At 62.3% G+C, this 20,759-nt stretch carries 18 protein-coding genes; 4 read left to right on the plus strand and 14 right to left on the minus strand.

Annotated features, from left to right (window positions below; genetic code table 11):
- Window positions 1-344: 344 nt before the first annotated feature.
- Entirely contained in the window at window positions 345-1,355 is a 1,011-nt protein-coding gene (locus CXQ91_RS15870) for a LuxR C-terminal-related transcriptional regulator (protein ID WP_104174871.1), read from the plus strand.
- Between the two features lie 264 nt (window positions 1,356-1,619).
- Window positions 1,620-1,844 (plus strand): recombinase family protein, encoded by a 225-nt coding sequence (locus tag CXQ91_RS25320; RefSeq protein WP_374953667.1) that lies wholly within the window; start codon window positions 1,620-1,622, stop codon window positions 1,842-1,844.
- A gap of 795 nt (window positions 1,845-2,639) precedes the next feature.
- Here CXQ91_RS25320 and CXQ91_RS15880 read toward each other — a convergent pair.
- Window positions 2,640-2,939, minus strand: coding sequence for a hypothetical protein (locus tag CXQ91_RS15880; RefSeq protein WP_146072358.1), 300 nt, complete (start codon window positions 2,937-2,939; stop codon window positions 2,640-2,642).
- Between CXQ91_RS15880 and mobF the strand changes: the two genes are divergently transcribed.
- The gene (gene mobF / locus CXQ91_RS15885) at window positions 2,939-6,511 is read left to right on the plus strand and encodes a MobF family relaxase (RefSeq protein WP_104174873.1); all 3,573 of its coding nucleotides are present in this window, start codon (window positions 2,939-2,941) and stop codon (window positions 6,509-6,511) included. The two genes, CXQ91_RS15880 and mobF, sit on opposite strands and share 1 nt — an antisense overlap.
- A 439-nt stretch (window positions 6,512-6,950) precedes the next feature.
- Here mobF and CXQ91_RS15890 read toward each other — a convergent pair whose 3' ends face one another.
- From CXQ91_RS15890 to CXQ91_RS15910, 5 genes are all read right to left on the minus strand, one after another.
- The gene (locus CXQ91_RS15890; RefSeq protein ID WP_146072359.1) at window positions 6,951-7,253 is read right to left on the minus strand and encodes a hypothetical protein; all 303 of its coding nucleotides are present in this window, start codon (window positions 7,251-7,253) and stop codon (window positions 6,951-6,953) included.
- Between the two features lie 136 nt (window positions 7,254-7,389).
- The gene (locus tag CXQ91_RS15895; RefSeq protein ID WP_104174875.1) at window positions 7,390-7,887 is read right to left on the minus strand and encodes a hypothetical protein; all 498 of its coding nucleotides are present in this window, start codon (window positions 7,885-7,887) and stop codon (window positions 7,390-7,392) included.
- Between the two features lie 94 nt (window positions 7,888-7,981).
- On the minus strand, window positions 7,982-8,611 hold the full coding sequence (locus tag CXQ91_RS15900; RefSeq protein ID WP_104174876.1) for a Panacea domain-containing protein: 630 nt from the start codon (window positions 8,609-8,611) through the stop codon (window positions 7,982-7,984).
- A gap of 440 nt (window positions 8,612-9,051) precedes the next feature.
- Window positions 9,052-9,450 (minus strand): hypothetical protein, encoded by a 399-nt coding sequence (locus tag CXQ91_RS15905; protein ID WP_146072360.1) that lies wholly within the window; start codon window positions 9,448-9,450, stop codon window positions 9,052-9,054.
- Between the two features lie 169 nt (window positions 9,451-9,619).
- A complete protein-coding gene (locus tag CXQ91_RS15910) occupies window positions 9,620-9,907 on the minus strand; it encodes a hypothetical protein (RefSeq protein WP_104174878.1) in 288 nt (95 codons plus the stop codon).
- Between the two features lie 46 nt (window positions 9,908-9,953).
- Here CXQ91_RS15910 and CXQ91_RS24525 point away from each other — a divergent pair, with 46 nt between their 5' ends.
- Window positions 9,954-10,640 (plus strand): hypothetical protein, encoded by a 687-nt coding sequence (locus CXQ91_RS24525; protein ID WP_146072361.1) that lies wholly within the window; start codon window positions 9,954-9,956, stop codon window positions 10,638-10,640.
- Between the two features lie 233 nt (window positions 10,641-10,873).
- Here the strand turns inward: CXQ91_RS24525 and CXQ91_RS15920 are convergent, their stop codons facing one another.
- The 8 genes from CXQ91_RS15920 to CXQ91_RS15960 all read right to left on the minus strand — a co-directional run bounded on the left by CXQ91_RS15920 (window position 10,874) and on the right by CXQ91_RS15960 (window position 20,627).
- Window positions 10,874-11,257, minus strand: a complete 384-nt coding sequence (locus CXQ91_RS15920) for a transposase (protein ID WP_104174880.1) — start codon at window positions 11,255-11,257, stop codon at window positions 10,874-10,876.
- A 1,122-nt stretch (window positions 11,258-12,379) separates the two neighbouring features.
- Window positions 12,380-12,892 carry a single-stranded DNA-binding protein gene (locus CXQ91_RS15930; protein ID WP_104174882.1) on the minus strand — a complete coding sequence of 171 codons (513 nt, stop codon included), beginning with the start codon at window positions 12,890-12,892 and terminating at the stop codon, window positions 12,380-12,382.
- A gap of 62 nt (window positions 12,893-12,954) precedes the next feature.
- A complete protein-coding gene (locus CXQ91_RS15935; RefSeq protein WP_181038917.1) occupies window positions 12,955-14,037 on the minus strand; it encodes an ImmA/IrrE family metallo-endopeptidase in 1,083 nt (360 codons plus the stop codon).
- A gap of 169 nt (window positions 14,038-14,206) precedes the next feature.
- Window positions 14,207-14,716, minus strand: a complete 510-nt coding sequence (locus tag CXQ91_RS15940) for a hypothetical protein (RefSeq protein ID WP_104174884.1) — start codon at window positions 14,714-14,716, stop codon at window positions 14,207-14,209.
- Window positions 14,703-16,514, minus strand: coding sequence for a type IV secretory system conjugative DNA transfer family protein (locus CXQ91_RS15945; RefSeq protein WP_181038918.1), 1,812 nt, complete (start codon window positions 16,512-16,514; stop codon window positions 14,703-14,705). Before CXQ91_RS15945 ends, CXQ91_RS15940 begins: the two co-directional genes overlap by 14 nt.
- Before the next feature lie 9 nt (window positions 16,515-16,523).
- Complete coding sequence (locus CXQ91_RS15950; protein ID WP_146072362.1) at window positions 16,524-17,984, minus strand: ATP-binding protein; 1,461 nt, start codon at window positions 17,982-17,984, stop codon at window positions 16,524-16,526.
- The gene (locus CXQ91_RS15955) at window positions 17,981-19,471 is read right to left on the minus strand and encodes an SCO6880 family protein (RefSeq protein ID WP_104174887.1); all 1,491 of its coding nucleotides are present in this window, start codon (window positions 19,469-19,471) and stop codon (window positions 17,981-17,983) included. The genes CXQ91_RS15950 and CXQ91_RS15955 overlap by 4 nt, the downstream gene beginning before the upstream one ends.
- Entirely contained in the window at window positions 19,464-20,627 is a 1,164-nt protein-coding gene (locus tag CXQ91_RS15960; protein ID WP_181038919.1) for a type IV secretion system protein, read from the minus strand. The genes CXQ91_RS15955 and CXQ91_RS15960 overlap by 8 nt, the downstream gene beginning before the upstream one ends.
- Window positions 20,628-20,759: the final 132 nt, after the last annotated feature.

A 20,759-nucleotide genomic window follows, 5' to 3' on the forward strand; every position in this document is an offset into this window, starting at 1 on the left:
TTGCTGTCTCCTTCGTGCCTGGTTCGTCGCCGACATCGCTTCTGCCGCTGCAGCGGGCCTGCCGCGTTGCCCTGTCAAAGGGGCACTCCTGCTCACACCCGGTGTGGGTTTCAAGAAGAAGTTTCGGCTCATTGCTTGTCACTTTGTGCTCCTTCACGACCCAGGTGACGCTCATCACTCCGTACAATCAAGACTAGGAATACAGAGGTCCTAGCAACATCGGTATTTGTACGTACGCCCTGACAAAGCCGGGCGGATTTGGGCCCCGCAGATGCCGGTCGGGTCTGTTATGGAAGAGACGGCCGTATAATTAGCGCGTACCCGGAGGACAGGATCCTCCCGTCTTGGAGGCCTTCATGGTCAGCGGAAAGTCCCACATTCTGCTTAAGGCAGCTTTCGCTGCCGGCGCAGCCCAATACCAGCGCGACGGCGCTGACGAGATCCTGCACGTTCTGGCCGACGGAACCAGGCACGACGCCGCCGCCCTGATTTTCTGGAACCGCGCGCTGTCCAAGCACGACGTACTGGCCAACGATGGCTACCAGCCAGAAACGCTCACCGCACTGGGTGACCCCTACGCTTCAACCAAAGCCCATCGAAAGCTGCTTAAGCTTCACCAACCGTTACGCATTGATGACTTGAAGTACGACTACCGTGGGACGCAGCTCTACCAAACCGCGCTGGCGCCCGCTGGTTTCGCGGATGGCATGAGTGCCTGTCTTTTCTCCGACGACGGCCAGTACGCGGGAATGCTCCACCTTTCCGCCTCTCACTTCCACAACTTCGACGATGATGCCCGCGACCTTATTGGCGCGCTGTCCCCGATCGTCGCTGAGCTGTGCCGAAGGCAATCGTCCGGCTACCCAATTCTGCGACTCCACGAAGACTGCAGAGCAGCGCTCTTTGATGGACAGGATGCGCCCAGACCCGTGATTTCCAGGGAGATGAGCGGCGTCGTATTTGACCCCCATTTCAAGGACTTCATCTCGCACTTCCTGGCCGGGCCGGCAGCATCCGTGTCCGGGCTTTGGACCTCTGAGAGCGGGACAGTAGCACTGGAGATCACCCGGACGGCCGGGGTGGCATCAGGCAAGGGTGACGTCGCTTTGATCGTTGAGACTCCGATGGAGCTTCCGTTCGGCCTGACAGCCCGAGAAGCAGAGGTTACCGATCGCATTGCATGGGGGCGCTCTAACCAACAGATCGCATCAGAACTCGGCATTTCCATCCGCACTGTCACAACTCACGTGGAGAACATTCTCGTGAAAATGGCCCAGGAATCCAGATCCGGTGTTGCTGCGGTGGCCATCAGCGCTGGCCTTCGAAGACTCGACTCACACGGTGCCCGCCTGTAAGGATCATTCTCCCTGCGTAAAGCACGCACCCTGTTCCATGAAGGGCCTGGCACATGTACCACTTCCTTGGTTGTGGGAGGGCCTCGATGGGACACTTCCCGGCTGCTCGGGATCCGTGGAATCGCGCGTAACCTGACTGTCCCGTAAGTTATCCCAAAACTCCCGCCACAATCACCCGTCACGGCTACAACATTCGGTACGGTTCCAGGCATAGACATTGGCTATGCGAGAGTATCGACGGCGAACCAAGATCTGGCCCGGCAGGTGGATGCCCTGGCGGCCGCCGGCATCAAGAACGAACACATCTTCGTGGACAAGAAATCCGGAGCCACCATCGCCCGCCCCGGACTCCAAGAAGCACTGACCCACGTGAGGGACGGTGACGTCCTGATCGTGCACACCCTGGACCGGCTTGGCCGCACAGCCCGGGACACCGTGAATATGGTCCACGACCTCAAAGAGCGCGGTGGGTGTCCGGATCCTGGCTGATCCCCTGACCATCGACACGCCGAACCTGACTCGCCTATGGCCCAGCGGGCATTCGCCATGCTGGCCCTGCTCGGGCAGATGGAACGCACCTGCGCTCCGAACCATGCCGCCGCCGCCCCTTCGCGGCCTCAGCCTCTTCAACCCCACCATCCGTGGACTCCTCGAAATGCAATATCAATTCGAGGAGCCATTCATCGCAGCAAAATCACGGGCAGGCTGGGCATCACAGCAACTCCCATCGATGACGCCATCGTCGAAACACTCCGGGCATCCAGCTCTGGCAGCTCGGCGCCGGCGCGCTAACACGCCCAAGCTCAACGTTCCGGGCTTGGTGTCAGGCCCGAAAAATCGTCTTCACGTGGCTCGGATCAGGCCGATCGCAGCCACGCATGCACGGCTCTCCCTCGATGACTCTCCGCGTCCGGCGGCGACGGCCGTTCGTCTCCTCGCAGCTAACCTCACCCTTCCAACCTCACTCCCTCACACCTCTGGCATCCAAGGCATTCGCCGTGAGCGCGGACTCACGGCAAGTCATGTCGTTAGCAGAGCTCTCAAAGATGAACCAACGTGAGCGGGAAGATTTGTGGGGAATGTGGCGAGAGGTTCGCGCCTTCGCGCTCGTCTCAGCGCTTCTGTTCAACGCGCTGCGCCAACAGACAACGCGATCGACGACGGCGGCACGCCGTTGCCGTAGCGAGCCCGGCACTTGCTGCCCCGGTTCGACGCCGGGATTTCGATACGGAGTTTGGCCCAAGGGAGACCCACCGCAAGGCGTCGGTAAGGCTAGCCGCTGATCTAGCCAGCATCCTCCAACGCCAAGAATCCCTCCGCAACCAACTCCGGGCTCAAGCTGTAGACATCGACCGACTCGAAGCCGAGAGCACCGAGCAGCGCGAAGTCATCCGGAACCTCCGCGCCGACCTCGGACGACTCCGAACTATCCAGGAGACTGATTCTCACGATTTGGTCCACCTCGGCGGCAAGCTGCTGGCCCTGACTCAGGACACCGGAGTCGAGCTCCACAGCAGCACCAAGGCACTTTTCCGCCGCCGAGGCTGGACGGCCATCAAACGGAACCCAGAAACCCAAAGCCAATGACCATGTCCATCGCCCGGCTCTCCGCCCAGTCGGGCCTGAAGTATCTCTTCAAGACCACCATGATGGACGATCTGACAATCACCCCCGCCGACGCGACCACGTACTACATGAAAGCCGGAACACCGCAGGGCCGCTGGCTCGGGTCCGGCGTGCGAGGCATCAACCGGACCGCCGGAGACGTCGTCATGGAATCGGACGCCAAGTCAATCTTCGATCACGCCACCCACCCGGACACCGGCACAACTCTGGGCCGCCCCCACGCCCAACCCACCATCGTGCAAAACAGCCAGGGCCGCACAGAGACGCGGCACGCCGTCGTCGGCTTTGACCTGACTTTCAGCGTCCCCAAATCCGTCTCCGTCCTCTGGGCGCTGAGCCCCCGCACACTCCAGGACCAAATCCTCGAGACCCACCACCAGGCGGTCAACGCCACCCTTGAGTGGCTCGAAACTTACGTCATCCATACGAGGGCCGGCCGCAACGGTGTCGCCCACCTCGGCACGCGTGGAGCTGTCGCTGCTGCCTTCGACCACTGGGAGTCGCGAGCCGGGGATCCGCAGCTCCATACGCACATGGTCATCGCCAACCGCGTCCAGCGCATCACTGACGGCGCATGGGTCACGCTCGACTCGCGGACTTTGTACAAGGCTGCGGTAGCTGCCAGCGAGCACTACAACGGTCTCCTCTTCGACGCCCTCCACCGGAACCTTGGCACCGATACGGAAGTCCGCGTGCCGGATTCAAACACCCACAACCCCAGCCAGCAACTAACGGGTGTTGATGATGCGCTGATCCGCGAATTCTCCAATCGATCGCGTCTCATCGATCTCGAAACGGACCGGCTGGTGGCCGCATGGACCGCCAGTCACGGCACTCCCCCAACCGCGACGACCACCATCAAGCTCCGACAGCAGGCAACTCTCGCGACCCGGACCGCCAAGCCGGAAACAGCCATCCCGCTGCGCCAGCTCTCCGCCCAGTGGTGCGCGCGGGCGGCTGCCAAGGGCTTCGAATCCCGAGAAGTGCTCGCCAACACCATTCGGCGCTCCCGGATAGCGCCCTTCCGCGCCTGCGACTTCACGCGAGACTGGGTGGACGCCGTGGGCTCCCTAACCCGCGAGCGCGTCGCCACGAAGCGCGCCACATGGAATCGGTGGAACCTTCTGGCAGAAGCCGAACGTGTCTGCGCCGAAATCCGCTGCCACACACCGGCGGACCGACACACCCTGATCGATGCCATCGCCACCGCTGCCGAAACCCAGTCCGTCCCACTCAATGAGTACCGGTACGCCCTCCCTGCGAACGCCCAGGCCGATCTCCGCTTCGCAGACCACAGCATCTTCGATTTCCACGGCTCCCGCCTCTACACGGACGCGTCCACTCTCGCCAACGAGGACGTTGTGCTGGCAGCAAGGAACGACGACGGCGGCCCGGCGGTGGGCGCGGCCGTCGCCATGGAATCGCTGGCCAGCTACAAACACCGTGGCCGGCTCGATCTGCACTCGGATCAACGGGCGGCAGCAGCCAACGTCCTACTCAGTGGGCACCGGCTCGACGCCGTCGTCGGTCCTGCCGGAACCGGCAAGACGACCACCCTCGGCGCGGTCAAAGCTGCATGGGAAGCTGCTTTTGGCGCCGGCACCGTGGTGGGATTGGCGCCGGCGGCGGCGAGCGCTGAAGTCCTTGGACAGGAGCTTGCCCTGACCACGGAGAATGTAGCCAAGTGGCTCTACGAATCTGTCGGACAGGGCGCCGGCAACCGGGCCACACAGTTCTTCGACACCGAGCAGCGGCTAGCCAATCACGTGGCTAACAATGGCCCGCAGGCGACGCTCCTCGCCCAGAAAGCCGCGCGGCTTGCTGCCGAACAGGACAGGTGGCGTTTTCATCCGAACCAACTGGTCGTCGTCGACGAGGCCTCCATGGTGTCCACTCTGCAGCTGTCTGCACTCGTACAGCAGGCGCGGGATGCCGGGGCCAAGGTGCTCTTGGTGGGCGACCCTGGGCAATTGGACGCCATCGACGCCGGCGGTGTCCTCGGCTGGCTGGACCGGCAAGGCAAAACAGTGCAGCTGAGCACGATTTGGCGGTTCAAGGAGGCATGGGAGCAAGGCGCCTCGCTGAAGCTTCGTGCCGGGGACTTCGGTGCCGTTGCAGACTACGACAGCCACGGGCGCATTCAACACGGGGCGCACCTCGATATGGTCGACCAGGCGTACCTCAGATGGCAGACCGATATACAGGCCGGCAAGTCGTCCATTCTCATTGCAGCGGACAATGACACGGTGGGCATGCTCAACCAGCGCGCCCAGGCCGATCGCGTGGTCCAAGGCGCCGTTGATGCGGAAAACTCGGTACCGCTCGGCGACGGACTTCATGCCGGCACTGGCGACACTGTCATTGCCCGCCAGAATGACCGGGCCATAACCGATAGCAGCGGTGACTTCATCCGGAACGGAACCATGCTCGACGTCGTCCGTACAGGCAGGCGCGACGGCTCGCTGACCGCGGTTCGCAGAGACACCGGCGCAACGATTAGCTTGAGCCGTGACTATGTTGAGGCTTCAGTTGAGCTGGGATATGCGACGACGGCCCACCGCTCGCAGGGCATCACCGTGGACACCGGCCACACCGTGGTGACGCAAGGCAGGCTCACCCGTGAGCTGTTGTACGTGAGCATGACGCGGGGACGCACAGGGAACCACGCGTATGTCAGCGAGAATGATCCCCTGGATGACGAGCCTATGGATCCCGCTATGCAAGCCTCGTGGCGGCAAATCCTAGGCGAAGTCCTTGCCGCCGAAGGCGCCGAACGAACGGCTCACGAAGTCCGTGATGCCGAGCAGTCGAAAGCGGACAGCTTGGAGCGCCTCAGTGCTGAGTACGACTACCTCGCACAACTGGCTGCGGCTGAGGATTTGCGGGAGTTCCTTGATGCGCACTCGCCGGGCAGGGCCTCCGCTCTTCAGCAATCGCCCTCGTGGGGCGCAGCTGTCACTGCGTGGCGCAGGTCCGTTGAAGTCAGCCGACCAAGCACGCAGCGTGTTGTCTCTGACGCCCTGGATACAAGCTCGTCCGCTCGAGATGCGGCGGCAGTCGTGCACTCCCGGCTCCGGCAGTTCCTGTCCGCGATGCCCGCCGCAGGCATTGATCCCTTGACCGAGGAACTCCGCACCGTTCGTTCCGACCTTGCCAACATGATCACCCAGGTACGGGAGCGGATGCGGCACGGGATGGACCACGTCGCCATGGCCGCGATGGTGAGTGACTCCGAATGGAAACGGAACCTCTTTGAGGCCGTGGGCCCGTTCGTCACTCAAGAGGAGGCAACAAGTGTGCTTCGCCGAATCGCCATCTATAGGGACCGGTGGGGCATAGACGATTCGCCCCTTTCTCTGGGACCAGTTCCTGCGGCTTACGAGTGGGAGCAAAAGGAGCAGCGTGCAAATATCGATCGACTTGTTGAGCAAGCAGGCGTCTCCTCCCCCAGCCCTGTGGACACCACGAGGTGGACTGATGACCCGAAGACGTGGGAAGACCGCCTTATCAATGTCGGCTGGCAACTCTAAACTGGTCGGGGAAGGTAATCCATGGATACGAACCCAGTCCTGAAGCCGAGGCTTGCAACACCTGCTTTGATCCTGAGCAGCGTGGCAATCGCTGCTTGTGTCTTCTATCTCGTCGGGACCGTGGCCGCCGATGGGCCGGTCAGCTTGTTCTTGCTAGTAACCGCTGCCATGGCACTCGTCGCGGCCGCAGTCGCCGGGGCGGTCTGGTTGGTCCGAGCACGCCGGCGGCGTTCATGGATGGCTGGTGCTAACGAAAAGTGGGATCACTTCAACGACACGAAGCGAAGCAGTGGCACGACGGCAGAGCTCACGGTTCTGAGCGTTGACGCCCTTGAACCCACAGGCTCTTGGATCACGATCAAGTGGAACCGCTTCGACCACGTTCAGCCTGCATGGATCGAAGCACTGCCGGAACCGATCTGGCCCGGATCTGTTCTGCTTATCTCACCGGACCCTGCGCAAATCCGGCCTGGCGCACCGTGGCCGGCGACGTATTGCATACGGGCTTCAGATTCCCTGGCCTGGGCACCGGGCAACGAGGCTTGATCAAGGCTGAGCCGCGTTCCTCGCGGTCGATTCGAAAGTTCCCGTCGACGAAGATCCGTTCGCGCTCGATGAATACGAGGACCCGTGTGGCCAGGACGTTGGCCCAGCTCTCCGGGTAGGGCTCATCCCGGATCGCATCGCGTGACTCGGTTTCATCCTCGGCCAACCGGGCTTCAAGAAGCTCGACGATCTCCATGCGAGTATCCTGCCACCGGACACGCCGGGTTCTGTCGGCAGCGCCGATCATGGCCTTCTGAGTGTCTGTGAGCATCCCTGAACCCTATGGGCGAGGTCCGCAACCAACTGAATTCGGCAGGGCACCAGTGGAGAACTTAGCTCGCGGGAGACAGTGCTTCTGCAGATTCCACTTCCGCCGGCAGATGATTCTCGTTCCAGTACGCCTGGATCGCCGACGTCTTGAGATACATCAGGGTGGTGGTGCTCTCGGGGATCTGGTTCGGCGAACACTGAAAACCGAATCGCTGGTAGTAGCCCACCAACCAGTCTTCCTTGGCATGGAGGCAAAGGAACTTGTTGGCCGTCAAAGTGCAAAGCTCCAAGTACTTCTCAAATGCCAAATCCATCAGCAGGCCGCCCATGTTGTTGCCTTTGACGCTGAGGTCCGTCGCGAACCGGCCAAGCAATTGCGAGTGCAGTCCGCCGTGCTTGATTCCCCCTCGGTCCTTCTTAGCGACATCGTCAACTGCGAGCGTGAGCGGGGAAAGGCTGAAGAATCCGCGAACGGCGCCGTCGCCGCAGACGAGGGCATGGACGCGAGATAAATCGCGCTTCTGATTGCTAAGGGCCGTTCGTTTCAGCCATTCGTTCATGGGGTCACGCCCACAATCGAAGTTGTCCACTGAGTGTGATTCGTCAAGAAGGCATAGTCGTAGCCCACCAATAGCGTCCAAATCCATTGGAGCGCTAGGCGATTGTCAGGAATTTGCGACGAAGCTCCCGCGCTGATGCGGCATGTGACACAGGCACCTGCATGTCGCAGTTCTCCATGTCACGCAACGCCGCCAATGACATCGAGGACACCCTACGGTCCGGCAGGAACGAGAGGACGGGCACTTCAACAGGCCCCGCGGGAATCTCGTAGATTGCCGACGTCTTCCGTTGGAAGTGCTCAACCACAGACTCCGAGGTGAGCTCGTTGCGCTTGGCGTGAGCCGGGCGCGTGGCCCAAGCACTGACCCACGGTTCCTCGCAATGAGTCATGTCAATGAGATCCCACTTGCTGAACTTGCCGTAAGAATGCCACACCGCTTCCACGACCGCCTCTGCATAGGGATCCTGAACAGCAAGCGGACGCTGCGTGTAGTCCTCAAGGTAGTCGGCGGACACCATGCTGCGGTTGGCGTGCGCGGTCAGCAGGGGCGAGACGATGGGGCCCTTCGGCATCGCAAAGAACTGCTCATTAAATAGCTTGTGCCCAGTCAGGTGGCCATACCAACCGAAGGAGTAGAACACGAGCTTTTGCAGCTTCAGTGTGTTCAAAGAGTCTTTTGACGCGTGACGAAGCATAGAACTAGCAACATCAAAAACGGTCATTTACAACCCCTCCCCCAATTAGTGGATCACCCTCGATCCGGTTTATCCACAGGCTGTGAGTTAACTATAGCGGAAGTGCCTTGGCACATCGTAATGTCCCCCCGTTCGGTCCAGTCGCGCGAATCCGTCGGAACGCTGTGGCAACTCATGGCTAGGAGGCACGCGGCGGAGCCTGTACGCGCTCCGGCGAAGGACCCTAACCGCACCACGCAGCAGCGGCTGTCGTCGCCCCGCGGCGAAGTCCGGGGCTTGGTTCAAGGGCGGCGGCTGCTACCGCGTCCAGGTCGCCGGCGTCATCTATGGATGGGGCTAAGGTTCCGCCATTTTGGCCGCGGTCCTGTCGGGCAGTTTCCGGCCCGACGACTTCGGCAAGAACAACAGGTAATGTCGGGCCCCGCGGACCGTTTAGGATCCGCGGGGCCTGACAATGTGACGAGAATTTACTCGAACCGAATTTCAGAGGCAATCCGCGTCAAGTTTTCGTGACGAGCTACCTCTGCCGCATATTCTTCATCCTGTTTACGCTGAATTTCGATGTCGGCATCTTCGGCTATCCGGGCCTCCCTTTCCAGAGAGGCCAACTGGCTGTAGATAGTTTGTGCACCTGCGGCAATGGCTTCCACCGTCGTATCGCTGAGTTCCAGCGTGTTCGAATAGATGCGCCCCTGCGGGAAGAACTTTTGTACAGCGTCCTTTTCCCACTTCGAACCGTTCCGGCTCAGCTCAATGTGAACCTTGTAAGTGCTTTGGGAATGTACGACGCTCGCTGAAGGCGGCTGAACCTTTATCGCCTTGAGTGGAATACTGCGGTCATATTTGTCCGTTGGCATTGTTGTCAAGTGATAACTTCCTTGTTCATATCGAAGCAAGCCTCGATGGCCTGCTGGTCGCATCTCCGCGGTAGTGTGCGGTGTGGCCCAACCCTAACGATTCCCCGAGCCAATTTGTTGTAGTGTCGTGCGGCGCTTTGGGTGGACCATGAAACAGCGCAGGCGTGCTAAAACGTCGCTATCTGTTGGCAGGCCACTCCTCCCTACTTATGGAAGGGACCCTCACCGGTAGGGCGTCTATCTTTACTAGTGCCCGGTGTACAGCCACAACAAGCATGAGCAAGCCCACGACCCCAAGCAGCAATCCGAAAACAGCCACGCCAATAACCACTCCGCCCAGGTTGTTGCCCGGATTATTGACAGTGAACCAAGTCCCGAACGACGTTGCGATGAAGCCCACCAGCGGGCCGCCGAGAATCAACGAAATGCCGCCTACGTAAAGCCCTGCTGCACGTTCGAACTGCATAGTTCCCCCCATATGAATTTGATGATCGAAGGCTACAGGGGAGCTGGTGAGCCACCAACCCGTTACGTTCGCCGGCAGTAACCTTTTCTGCTGTAACCCGGTCAAGGTCTTCTGTTTATGGCACCCCGTGCGTAGTCTCAGCCTGGAACAACTAAAACTGGGGGAACAATTGAAAACCGTACGGACGATTCTCTTCTTGGCTCTGTTTCTGACCACAACATCGTGCTCTCAACCCGCCACCACCACATCTGAAATCCCCACTGCTTCGAGTGCCAAGGAAAGTGCGACACCTACACCTACACCTACACCCACGCCAATGCCGATGACGCCCGCCGCGGCCGGCGCCCATTACCTGGCAACTGTTTGCAAGTCCAATGCGGCCGGCGCAGCCCTGACGACATCTGTCCACACGGACCCATTCGACCTGGTTGCGTCAAAAGAAAAAGCGGGGGCTCACCGCGACGCTCTCCGCCAGGTGATCCTCGAGTTTACGAAGCCTGACCTGTTGTGGCCCGAATCCGTGAAGCCCGACATTGCCGCCTTTGTTGAGGGTCTTTATGGCGAGATGAGCCACGCCGAAAGTTTGGCTGCGAACGTCAATGCAGACGGCTTCACTAGTACCTGGAATGCTTGGACCGATCCTGCGGCGCCAAACCCTGCTCACCTAGCTTCACAAAAGGTTCGACTAAAGCTGGGGCTGTCCGCCGACGCCATGGGCAGTTGCGGCCCTTAGACAGTACGTTTGCGCCGGGGGCAAAGAGTTCCTGGCCGGCGGGAGCCCGTTCTAGGAGACTGCTGAACAAAGTGGTTTCAGGGCGGGCGGAACCCCACCAATGGCCGTCAAGCGGCGTGTTCTGGTCAGCACCCTCGGGTGCGACAACGGGGTCATTCCGCCCGCTTAGTTCATTGGGCCCCGGATGTGGGGCGTCATCCAAGTGGTGGGATTGGCAGATTCCGGGTGGTGCTTTATCCCAGCGCCCATGTTCCCTGGTCCATGGTCAGTCCGAGGGCGAGGAGCCTGCGGAGGTTCAGTCCCGCGATCCGTAGCTGCAGCCAGGCGTTGTTCCGTTTGATGCCGCGGTGGGGAACGCGTCGGTTGCCGCGGGTGAGCCAGGCGATGGAGCGTTCGACCATGAGCCGGTGCGTGCGGTACTCGTGCTGGAATGCCGGGTATGGGGCGCGGTGGCGGTGTTCACGCTGCAACGCATCGTGTTCGTGAAGAACGAGTTTCCGTCCTCCCGGTGAAGTGGTGCAGCGGGCCCGGAACGGGCAGTCGGTGCAGGCGGCGCCGAACGTGACCCTCTGTTTGGCGGTGATCGTCCGGGTGATGTTGTTCGGGCAGGTCGCGATTCCGGCCTTTCATCGACGGTGAAGTCATCAAGGGTAAACCCGCCCTCCACGGCAGGGCGCAGCGGCCAGGGCTTGATCACCGGGGTATGGGCGGTCAGGGCCAGAGCGGCGAGCATCTCTCCTGAGCCGTAGGCCGAGTCGGCCAGTACCCGGGCGCTGGTGCCGGTGATCGTGGGATCCTTCTTCAGGAGCCGGGCACCGACGGCCCCGTCACTGATTCACGGCTTCAGAGTGGGACATCATCGAGTATCACGAATGCCCGCCTGAACTCCGCGCCATTAGGTGGGGGAAGCGCCTACCGGGATTCTTGCCCGAAAAGCTCGCTACTTTGGCTCTGTCGGGAGGCTACTGAGCCACGCAACTAGGTCCTCATGCGCGATGAGTGCTTTCGTATTAACGTATCGGGCCAACAGGTAGTTGTCCGCGATCTGATCCCGCAGGGTGCGTGAGCTTAGTCCGACTCGAGCCGCGGCCTCATCGACGCTGTAAGCAATCTTCCGCGCCGTATGGCACGGGCAGCAGTTGGTGTGCTGGTAGTCCTTAAATTCAGTCATGCGGGCCAGTCTGGCATGCCTTCAGTCCGCAGAAAGTCCGCAAGAGGTCCAACCCAGACAATCATGACCAACTACAAAATCCGCGGAATCTAGAGGAATTCGAGGCCTCCCAACAACAACCCACGACCTGGTTTAATCCGAGCTCTACTACGGCGTCTAGTCTGAGCCGCGACAGAGCCTGTTGCAGCCCAACGGAGGGCGACCGGCGGCATGGATGCCAGCCGCCCAGGCGGAGTCTCAGCATCCACCGAGCCGATCCCCATCAGACAATCACCCGAATCAGCCGGGCTATGTTTTCGCGCTGGTTGCGAGGCTTCGTCTCCGGCGGTTCTGGCGTGGCGATGATGGCCAGGCCGTGGTCCTCAGTGAAAGGTAGTACCGGCCGTCGCTGCAGCGCGCTTGCACTTTTCTGAGGCAGAAGACGACGACAACCTGGTATGTGATCTAGCCTCCTCGGGCAAAGAACAGCCGCGGCAAGACGAGTTTCGCCAGACGCTAAAGCGGGTTGGTTGCTCGCCAACCCGCTTAGGCAACGCCTCACGCCCGCCATGCGGACGGCCCCTCTGCTTCAGAAACTCATCTCACTCCCCGCTGCCGCCCCGAAAGGGGGCACCACCACCGGGCTCTTCGAACTGACGTTGTATGCGGGCGTAGCCGCCTCTGCCGCGACGGGTGCTTCAAGGTCCGCACGCACCCCAGCATCCGGCGCTGCAACTGACGCATGTGACATGCGCTGGTAAACCGCGGTGCCGAAGCGGAGATCCGGTCCGATCGTGTCCGCGACAATGCGTCGGGCTTCGCGGCGTTCGCCGTCCTTCTCATACGATCGGAATTCCAGCTCGCCTGCCACGGTCACCGGGTCGCCCTTTCGCAGTGAACTCGCAGAGTTCTCGGCTAAGGCACGGAATGCAGAGACATTGTGGAAGACGGGCTCTCCGTCCTGCCAAGTGCCGTCCGCTCCCTGGATTCGCTGGTTGACGGCGACGCGGAGCTTGGCGTGAGCCACTCCGCTTTCGCCGACGCTGAGTTCGGGATCGGCAACCAGGTTGCCGGCGATGTTGATCGGGATCTTAGTGCCCATGGTTCTTGTCCTTTCCAAAGCCGGCGGGACTTTCCCGCCAGACAAATTAGTGCCAGTCGGCCTCACGGTCCGGCCATCACAGGTCCGTCAACGGACCGCAAAAGTTGTCCAACGCCTGCGTGGGACGCTGACGGGCTCATCCGTGGGTCCGCGTCGGCGCTGGTGATCTTGCCGCCGAATCCCGGCGGGTGTGTGATTTCGAGAATTCCCTTGCTGGCAGCAGTGACCCGTCCGAGTACTGACTTCGCAATATCCGCACGGGACGCCGGAAGCCGACTGCCGGCGTCGTGGACCATCGCGTCTTTCTCCGTTTCGATGACGGCGTCAGCCCATCCGGCGAGATAGGTCGCGGATTGAGGTCCGCGGTCGATCCCGTGGGCCTTCAGCACCGTGTACGCGACTGACTCTGCCTCAACCTCAGCCAGTCCCCGATGATCTGCGCTGCTGCCATACAGCCGGCCGACCGCATCGTCGGGACCATGAAGCAGCACATGCCCAAGTTCGTGTGCCAAGACAGCTGCACGTTCTTCTGGGCTGAGCCAGGCGCCGACCTGTACCCGGCGGTGGGTGAAATCCGTAAAGCCGCTCGTCAGCCCAGACTGGGCGTCTGTCACCTCGACGTCGAAGCCATGGCGGCCCGCCACCGTGGTGAGAGATCCGCACAGCTCAGCTACGTCCAGCACAGACTCGGCACCGCCGCGGGGCACGAGCAACGGTGTGCCCTGCGTTTGTGAGACGTCGAAGACTGCCTGACCGCGCCAGCCTGTGATAACCGTCTTCTTTCCATCGTCGACGGCGCCACTGGGCACATGCTCACCCGCAGGGATGCGCTGCCGGGTACCGTCAGAAAGCGTGACCTGCTGGAGTCTCGCCGTACGAGGCGCGATCACCCAGAGTGCATGCTCACCCCGCAGCACCGAACGGCCGTGGCGAGCCCATTCCTTGTACCCTGCCACCAGCGTGGGTTCTTCGGTTCCTCGCTGGGCCATCTGCATCATGAGCAGTGCAACATTGCCGCCCGAGTAACGCCACAACGTTGCCGAAGCGTCCAGCAGCACCTGCCAGTGCGACGGAGATTCAACAGCCCTGTCCAGGATTTTGTGGAGGCCATCCGTCAGGGCAGAGATGCGATCCTCCGGCGTCATGCGAGGATTGCCCAATTCATCCCGGCTTGGCGAAGCATCTGCCGCCACAGGACTCGATACGTCTTCAGATTCAGGGGCCACGACAGCCGCCTCCATGCTTCTTGGAATCCCGCCGGGACCACCCCGCGGATACTTGTTCATGTCCTGAGGAAGGGCCGACAGCATGACTTCAGAATTCGTTTCCGCTCTGGTGGGAACCCGCCTGCCAGTCAACGAACTCGGGTGCGTCGAGCCGGAGGGTTCTCACTGCGGACTCCTTATGCGCCTGCAGCCCGACACACCCGGCCGTACGGGTGTGGGTCCGCAGACGCTCGACGGCGTGCGGCAGCCGTTCATGAAACGCCAAGGGCCCGAAACCGGGATCGTCGCTGGCATAGGAGGCCACTTCCGCCCGCTGCAGAGCGTAGAGCTCGGCCACGATCTCGGAATGACGCCACCAGCAGTCCGGAACCACCGACGTCGTCAGCTGATACGTGGCAACAAGCCAGCGGACCCAGACCGCTAAAGAACGCCACACGCTTCCAGCCTGCTCAGCTGTCATTTCCCGCCAACGGTATGTCACGCCGGATGCTCGCCCCGGTGGCCGGAATGCAGAGCGGAAGAGCTCCGCCGTCAGCTCATCGTCGTCCGCTCCGGCTGACGGGATCTCAAAGCGTTCGACGTCGTCATGGCTGGCCATCGGCCGACTCCTCAGCTGCCAATTGCCGCAGACGGTGCCCGTCAGCCAAGGTCCGTTCAAGCTCCAGCTTTGACCGACCGAGCTCGGCAGCGTCTTTTCGTTTGTGCCATTCGCGCAGGTCCAAGAGGATGGGCCGGGTTCGGCGTCCCAGCATGAGGGCAGTGCCCGCGGGCAAGCGCCTGATCTCATGAAGCGGCAGGACCGGGCTCTCCCTGATCTGTTCGCCGTCCTGCCGGCCCTGTGCAGACCAGGAACGGGTGTTCAGGGTCAGGCTCCGCTCCCCCAGGAGCCCAGCCAGCGCGCGCAGGTCACGTTCGTCGGAGCCGCCGCCGAAGATTACTTTGATGATGGCCGAGTCCCAAATAGTGGCTGCCTCATCGATTGACCAGCCAGTACGGGCCTGGGACAGGGATTGGAGAACCACCAGCGTTGATATTCCGATGCCTCCGCCGTCAGAGAGGGCGATGGGCAGGCCCGGCCATGGGGCCAGATTGGCAATCTCGTCCAGGACGAGGGACAGCGGCGGATCCAGCCTTCCTCCCGGAGCGACAAATGCCATCTCGCGCGCGGCGTTGTCGATGTCGTCGATCAGAGCCGAAAGATACGGCCCGGCCGCAGCAGCTCCCGCCCGGGTGCCGATCAGGTACAGGGTCCCGCAGTCCCGGATGAACCTCTTCGGGTCAAATTCTTCAGATTCGTCCCGTGGATCCAGCGCGGCGAGCACTTTCGGTGACGACAGCGGTGCGACAGCAGCCGACACACCAATCCATGAGTTGGACGTGTTCCGCGGGTCATCCTCGAGGATGCCCATGAGATCGGCCTGCCACCCCATCGCCGCCGCCGGTTGGCTTAGGACCTCCAACGCCTCACGTGCCAAGACCGGGCTCGAGGACCAGCGCCGAAACGCGCGGACGCCCTCGCCGGACAAGGCCGCGGCATGAAGGAGGCATTGCAGGATGATCAGCGAGCGCTTTTGCCATGCGGCGTTCTCACCCTTCATCTCCGTGTCCGCGGTGATGACGAGAGCGCGGCGCGTGGCGGTATCCGGGTCCTCGCAGCCACGAACGGGAGACCAGCGAAGGGTCGAGGGCAGTCCGGACATGCCTTGTGGGTCGAAGACTGTGACCGGCCTGCCGCGTGATGCACGGGCCTTCATAGTGACCACCAGGTTGTCGGCGCGGGTGGACGTCGTGACCACAGCGCCCGGCGCATCGAGGATGGCGTTGATGACCACATAGAGGCCCTTACCGGATCGCGGAGCACCCTGGATGACCATCGATTCCTCCGTGGAGACATGGATCGTGACACCGCGGGAACGGCCCAGTGTCCAGGCCACGTCCTGGATCCGCGGCTTGGCGAGGCCCGGCCGAGTGAACTTGCCCCGCCTCAGAACCGCCTTTGCCCCGAAATCTTGGAGGATCTCGGTGCGGCGCGCGATGCCCTCGCGGCTCAGGATGTCCTGGCGCAGCCACGCGCCGGATTGCTTCCACCGCCTCCAGGCCAAGACAGACCCGACGGCGAGCGCAGCCGCCAGAAGGAGGACTGGGCCGACGATCCACCAGATGTTGCCGGTTCCGACGTCGCATCCGTGCGGTACGCGGACGATCCAGTTGATCCGGCCGATGAAAAGTCCGACGGCGGCGGCCGGGTTGAACGGCGACGGCTGACTGCCGGCGCAGCGCCAGGTCACCACGACGTTAGCTGCCCCCTGGACCAGGAAACACAGACAGACATAACCGGCCACGGCGATAAGCCCGGCCGTGACCAACGGGCTGTCGGTGCCTCGCCGCGAACTCATCTGTGGCATTCAGATCATCCGGTCGTCGGTGCCGAAGACTTCAAGCTCATCGGTCGTGACCCGGTTCGCCACAATGAAGGAACGGTTCCCGACCTTCCAGAGGCCGACACCTTTGGGGAGGTTCTCTACGTGCTCGCATTCGGCCTCCGACAAGCCCAGGGCTTCTTTGGTTAGTCTCATCGCGTCGTGCTTTTGCCGGTAGATGATCCTGGTGTCCGCCTCGGTCAGCAGGCCGAGTGCCTTCTGCCGGTGCCCGCTGGAGCTGTCTCCGATTTCGTTGAGGTCGGCGACTTTATGCATGATGAGCAGATTCGCAATGCCATAGGTGCGGGCAAGCCGCCACTGCTCGCTCATTTTGGCGAGCATGTACGGGTCGGCCAGCATACGCCAGCCTTCGTCGTACACCACCAGCCGTTTGCCGCCGTCGGGATTTGTGACGGCTGCCTCCAGCCACGTGGCACCGCACGCGGCGGCCAGGGACAATGCTTGCTCCGAGGCGCCGATGAGCGCAGAAGTGTCCATCACCATCATGGGCGCATCGGCGTCGAAAGCGACCGTAGACGGGGCGTCAAACATACCTTCCAGGTCACCGGAGACTGTCCGTCTCAGGGAGTGGCTGACAGCCAGTCCCCCGTCCTTGCCCACCAGCCCGATCGTTTCCTTCGACGGGTTCAACAGATGGTCCAGAACCATCGGCAGCGTCGGATTCGAGTTCTCGGCTACCGTCTCCATGAGAGCCATGTCCAGGGCAGTGTGCTCCACCGGACGGAGGGGCATGCCCTGCCGCATGAGAGAAACCAGTGCTACCAACAGGTAGCGACGGCGCTGGCGCACCACGGCCTGCCACTGCGCCTCACTCAAGGCGCTGGACCGCGGCCCCGCGTCGAGTGGATTGACGCGTGCGGCGCGACCGGGGCCTACGGAAATGACCTTGCCGCCAACCGCATTGGCTACGGCAACCCATTCGCCTTTGGGATCGGAGGCGACGGCGGCCTTCCGCCCCAGCGTGATGGACCTGGCCACCAGGGACTTTCCGCACATGGATTTCCCGGTCCCCACGGTGCCGATGACAACGATCGAGGGTCCGCTGATGACGCCCTTGTCATAGAGAATCCACGGATCGTAGGAGAACGCTCCAGAGCCGAAGACGTCGGTGCCGATATAGGTGCCTTCGTGGCCGAGCCCGGATTCTGTGATGAACGGATATGCCGCGGCGAAGGTCAGGGTCGACGCGCGGTGTGGTGCCGGGCGCAAGCGGTGGGGGCCACGCAGCGAGGCGGGTTCCCGATTCCCCCAGTCGCCACCGCGCCCGGCGGTATCCAGCCGGGTGCCGACCATCTCGCCGGCCCGGTCTAGAGCGGCCGCCCACGGTCGGCTGTCAGCGGCAGCCGACCGCCGCCGTCGTTCCTTCCGCTCCCTGCGGTTCACGCCCGCCGGCACGTATTCAACCGACTGGTTTGTCCGCGTCATCGCAGCCCCCGACCGAACGGGAGCGCACCGGCGACGAATGCAGCCCATTGCTGCCCGGCCAGCAGGCGCAATTCGACGAAGGCTCCCGCGGCCGCGGACTCCAGTTCCTGCCGGTGACGGGCCAGGTCCTCCAAGGTCCCTGCAGTAACGGTCACGTAGGCAGCGGGCCTGACGTCCCCGTGCCCTGCGACGATCTCCTCCTCGCGCTGGGCGACCTCTTCTTCCTCAGCCCGTTGCTCGCGGGTCAGCGGCCTGTCGAAGCGGGTATTGATGCGGCGCCTGGTTTCATGGGCCTCCTGGGCGGAACGGATGTCCCGCAGCGCCTCGGTTGTGGGCACGGCCCGAATCACCTCCGTCACCGTATGCCGGAAGTCACCCACATAAATCAGCGGATGGAGGAACCCCGGAAGCACCTTCTGCCGTGGCCACTCAGCGATCCAGAACGTTTGATGAAAACCGGAATCAGTGCGGACGTATGTCCAGTGCTCTTCCACGGCCATAGGCCCCGCAGGCACGTTGGGAGGCATGGAGTCTCCGGGTTGTGATCCCTTTTTGGCCGGTTTCCCTGCCCCGCTTGCGACGGCGGTAGGATCAAAGGCGCCCCGAACGACGTCGAGGATTCCGCCTTCCGGCAGCCACTCCTCTACCTTGACGCTGTGCGTCCCCAGCGCTGTGGTCATGGCCTCGACCTCCAGACGAAGCACCCGTTCGACACCGACCAGTCCCCCGCCCGACTCTCTGATCCGGCGTCGGGCCTTGGCCATATCGACCACAAGAGCGATCAGGAGATCGTGGCTCATCGTGGATCCCGCCGCCGAAATCAGATCCTCGTACGCGCGCTGACCCCAAGTGAGTTCGCTGGAGACGCCCGTCGGCCGAGGGGACGCCATTTCGTAGAAGTCCCGCAGGGCGGTGGACGGATACGGAACCGTAAAGTCCTGCACTGCTATTCTCGCGAGACTTGTTCGCTGGGCCATGCCCGCCTGTACGCGGGACCAAGCCTGAACGGCCCATGCTTTGTCGTCGCTGTCTAACAGCGCAAATGACCTGGTGCTGCAACGAAGTACGGCTATCGCCTCCCTGCCGCGGGCGTCCACGATGAAACACTCCCCTCGCGCGGTCCGACGCAATTCCAGCTTCCCCAACCCTCCCGGAAGCGCCAGCCGTCCACCCAGGACTGCTCGTTCAGGTCTCGTTAGGAACCTTGTTTGTCCGGCCATCGATCGGTAGAAGAACAGGACGGCATGGCTGGCCCATACCGGGTACGGAATCCGTGAATACTGCAACAAGCCGAGGAGCATCAGCACCAGCCACAACGGTCCCGACGCGAACAAACCGATCGGTCCTTCAGATGCCGATGCCAGACTTGCCACGACGACGCCGGCCGCGAGCAGCAGCAATTGATACCACTTCAATCCCATGAACAGGCCGCGGCGCTCGTAGCGGGGGAATTTGACTGCCTCGAGGGTGCGTGAAGTTTCAGACATGGAAATCACCGTCGGTTGGGGGCTGGATGACTCGTGGCTGGTGGATGGGAGGCTTGGCCGTCGGGGCGATCGGTGGCGGGTTAATTGGAAGCGGCGACGACGGACTTGGTGACTCGCTTGGGGCGTTGCCGCCACTTCTGCTTCCCGATGCCGATGCGCCCGGGACCGGGCGCGGCTGTGCGCTGCTTCCCGGTGGCGAGCCTGGGCTGGCGGCCGAGGTGCCGGCGTCGAGCATCAACGCACTGGCGTTGCCAGCTGGCGCCGATGACGGCGTTGCCCCCGTTGGCCTTCCCGGAAGGGGGGCTCCCGCCGGCAAAGTGCGTGTGGGGAATTGATGACGGCTCGACTGGATCGGGCGGGTCATCGACGAACAACCAGCCATCCCAGCCAGAGTGAAACGGCCACCGGTCTGCCGGCTGATCTGCCGGGCGGTGAAGCTGGAGGTTCGAGTGAGGACGTGTCCACCACCGGCAGTTTGCGCGGCCGCGGCCAGCTCGCCTCCGGCGAAACTCACGAGCCGCAATGCCATCAGAGGCGCACCGCAGGCCAGTGCCATGCCCACAACACCAGCGGCCAGCCCGGCGAATGACTTCGAGTCGGCAAAGAGCTTGATGGCCACGGCCAGCACAGTTGCTGCAAGAGGCTTGGCGAGCAGCAAGGCAACGACGATCTCGCACCACCGACGGGCCCAAGTTTTCGTCTTGTCCCACGGCATCAGCATGAGAGCGACTGGAGCAACAGCGGAGAGCACGATGAGCGCAAAGGATCGGAAGATCATCGAACACATCAGAATGAAGGCCAGGATCCAGACGACAATGACAGCCATCACGGTGACGACGACGGCCCCGGCCGCACCGCCGCTGGTTCCCGGGGCCAACGACACGACGTTCCATTCCCTGCCGGAGTCCGCCGGGGCCCTTTCGAAGCCAAAGAGCCGCATGAACACCAGATAGGGATCCGTCCCCATGGAGTCGAGCAATGCCGTAGCCGCGGAATCGCCTACCTTGGTGAGCTGGCGGACAAGGTAAACGGCACCGGCCACCAGGGGAATGGCCGCCGCGCCGCCAACCATAGCGCGCACTAAGCGGCGGGGCTGTTGGCTGATCAGACCGGACAGCAGCTGGAGGATCATGGCCACGACCAGCGGCGTCATCATGATGACAACCCACCAACTCGTTAGTCCTTCGACGGCCGTCCATTGAGAATCATCGACGTCAGAGACACTAAACGCGCCAGTGATGAAGGACCAGATCCAGGAGGCCGTGCTTTGGAGAATGTTCGCGAAGAA

The sequence above is a fragment of the Arthrobacter sp. Y81 genome, assembly GCF_002929335.1.
In the GTDB taxonomy this organism is placed as follows: Bacteria; Actinomycetota; Actinomycetes; order Actinomycetales; family Micrococcaceae; genus Arthrobacter.

Bases quoted from the DNA above. Each gene is read 5' to 3' on its own strand.
- mobF (WP_104174873.1), top strand. From the start codon at position 2,939: ATGACCATGTCCATCGCCCGGCTCTCCGCCCAGTCGGGCCTGAAGTAT.
- CXQ91_RS15890 (WP_146072359.1), bottom strand. From the start codon at position 7,253: ATGGAGATCGTCGAGCTTCTTGAAGCCCGGTTGGCCGAGGATGAAACC.
- CXQ91_RS15895 (WP_104174875.1), bottom strand. From the start codon at position 7,887: ATGAACGAATGGCTGAAACGAACGGCCCTTAGCAATCAGAAGCGCGAT.
- CXQ91_RS15900 (WP_104174876.1), bottom strand. From the start codon at position 8,611: ATGACCGTTTTTGATGTTGCTAGTTCTATGCTTCGTCACGCGTCAAAA.
- CXQ91_RS15910 (WP_104174878.1), bottom strand. From the start codon at position 9,907: ATGCAGTTCGAACGTGCAGCAGGGCTTTACGTAGGCGGCATTTCGTTG.
- CXQ91_RS15930 (WP_104174882.1), bottom strand. From the start codon at position 12,892: ATGGGCACTAAGATCCCGATCAACATCGCCGGCAACCTGGTTGCCGAT.
- CXQ91_RS15935 (WP_181038917.1), bottom strand. From the start codon at position 14,037: ATGACGCCGGAGGATCGCATCTCTGCCCTGACGGATGGCCTCCACAAA.
- CXQ91_RS15940 (WP_104174884.1), bottom strand. From the start codon at position 14,716: ATGGCCAGCCATGACGACGTCGAACGCTTTGAGATCCCGTCAGCCGGA.
- CXQ91_RS15945 (WP_181038918.1), bottom strand. From the start codon at position 16,514: ATGAGTTCGCGGCGAGGCACCGACAGCCCGTTGGTCACGGCCGGGCTT.
- CXQ91_RS15950 (WP_146072362.1), bottom strand. From the start codon at position 17,984: ATGACGCGGACAAACCAGTCGGTTGAATACGTGCCGGCGGGCGTGAAC.
- CXQ91_RS15955 (WP_104174887.1), bottom strand. From the start codon at position 19,471: ATGTCTGAAACTTCACGCACCCTCGAGGCAGTCAAATTCCCCCGCTAC.
- CXQ91_RS15960 (WP_181038919.1), bottom strand. From the start codon at position 20,627: ATGATGACGCCGCTGGTCGTGGCCATGATCCTCCAGCTGCTGTCCGGT.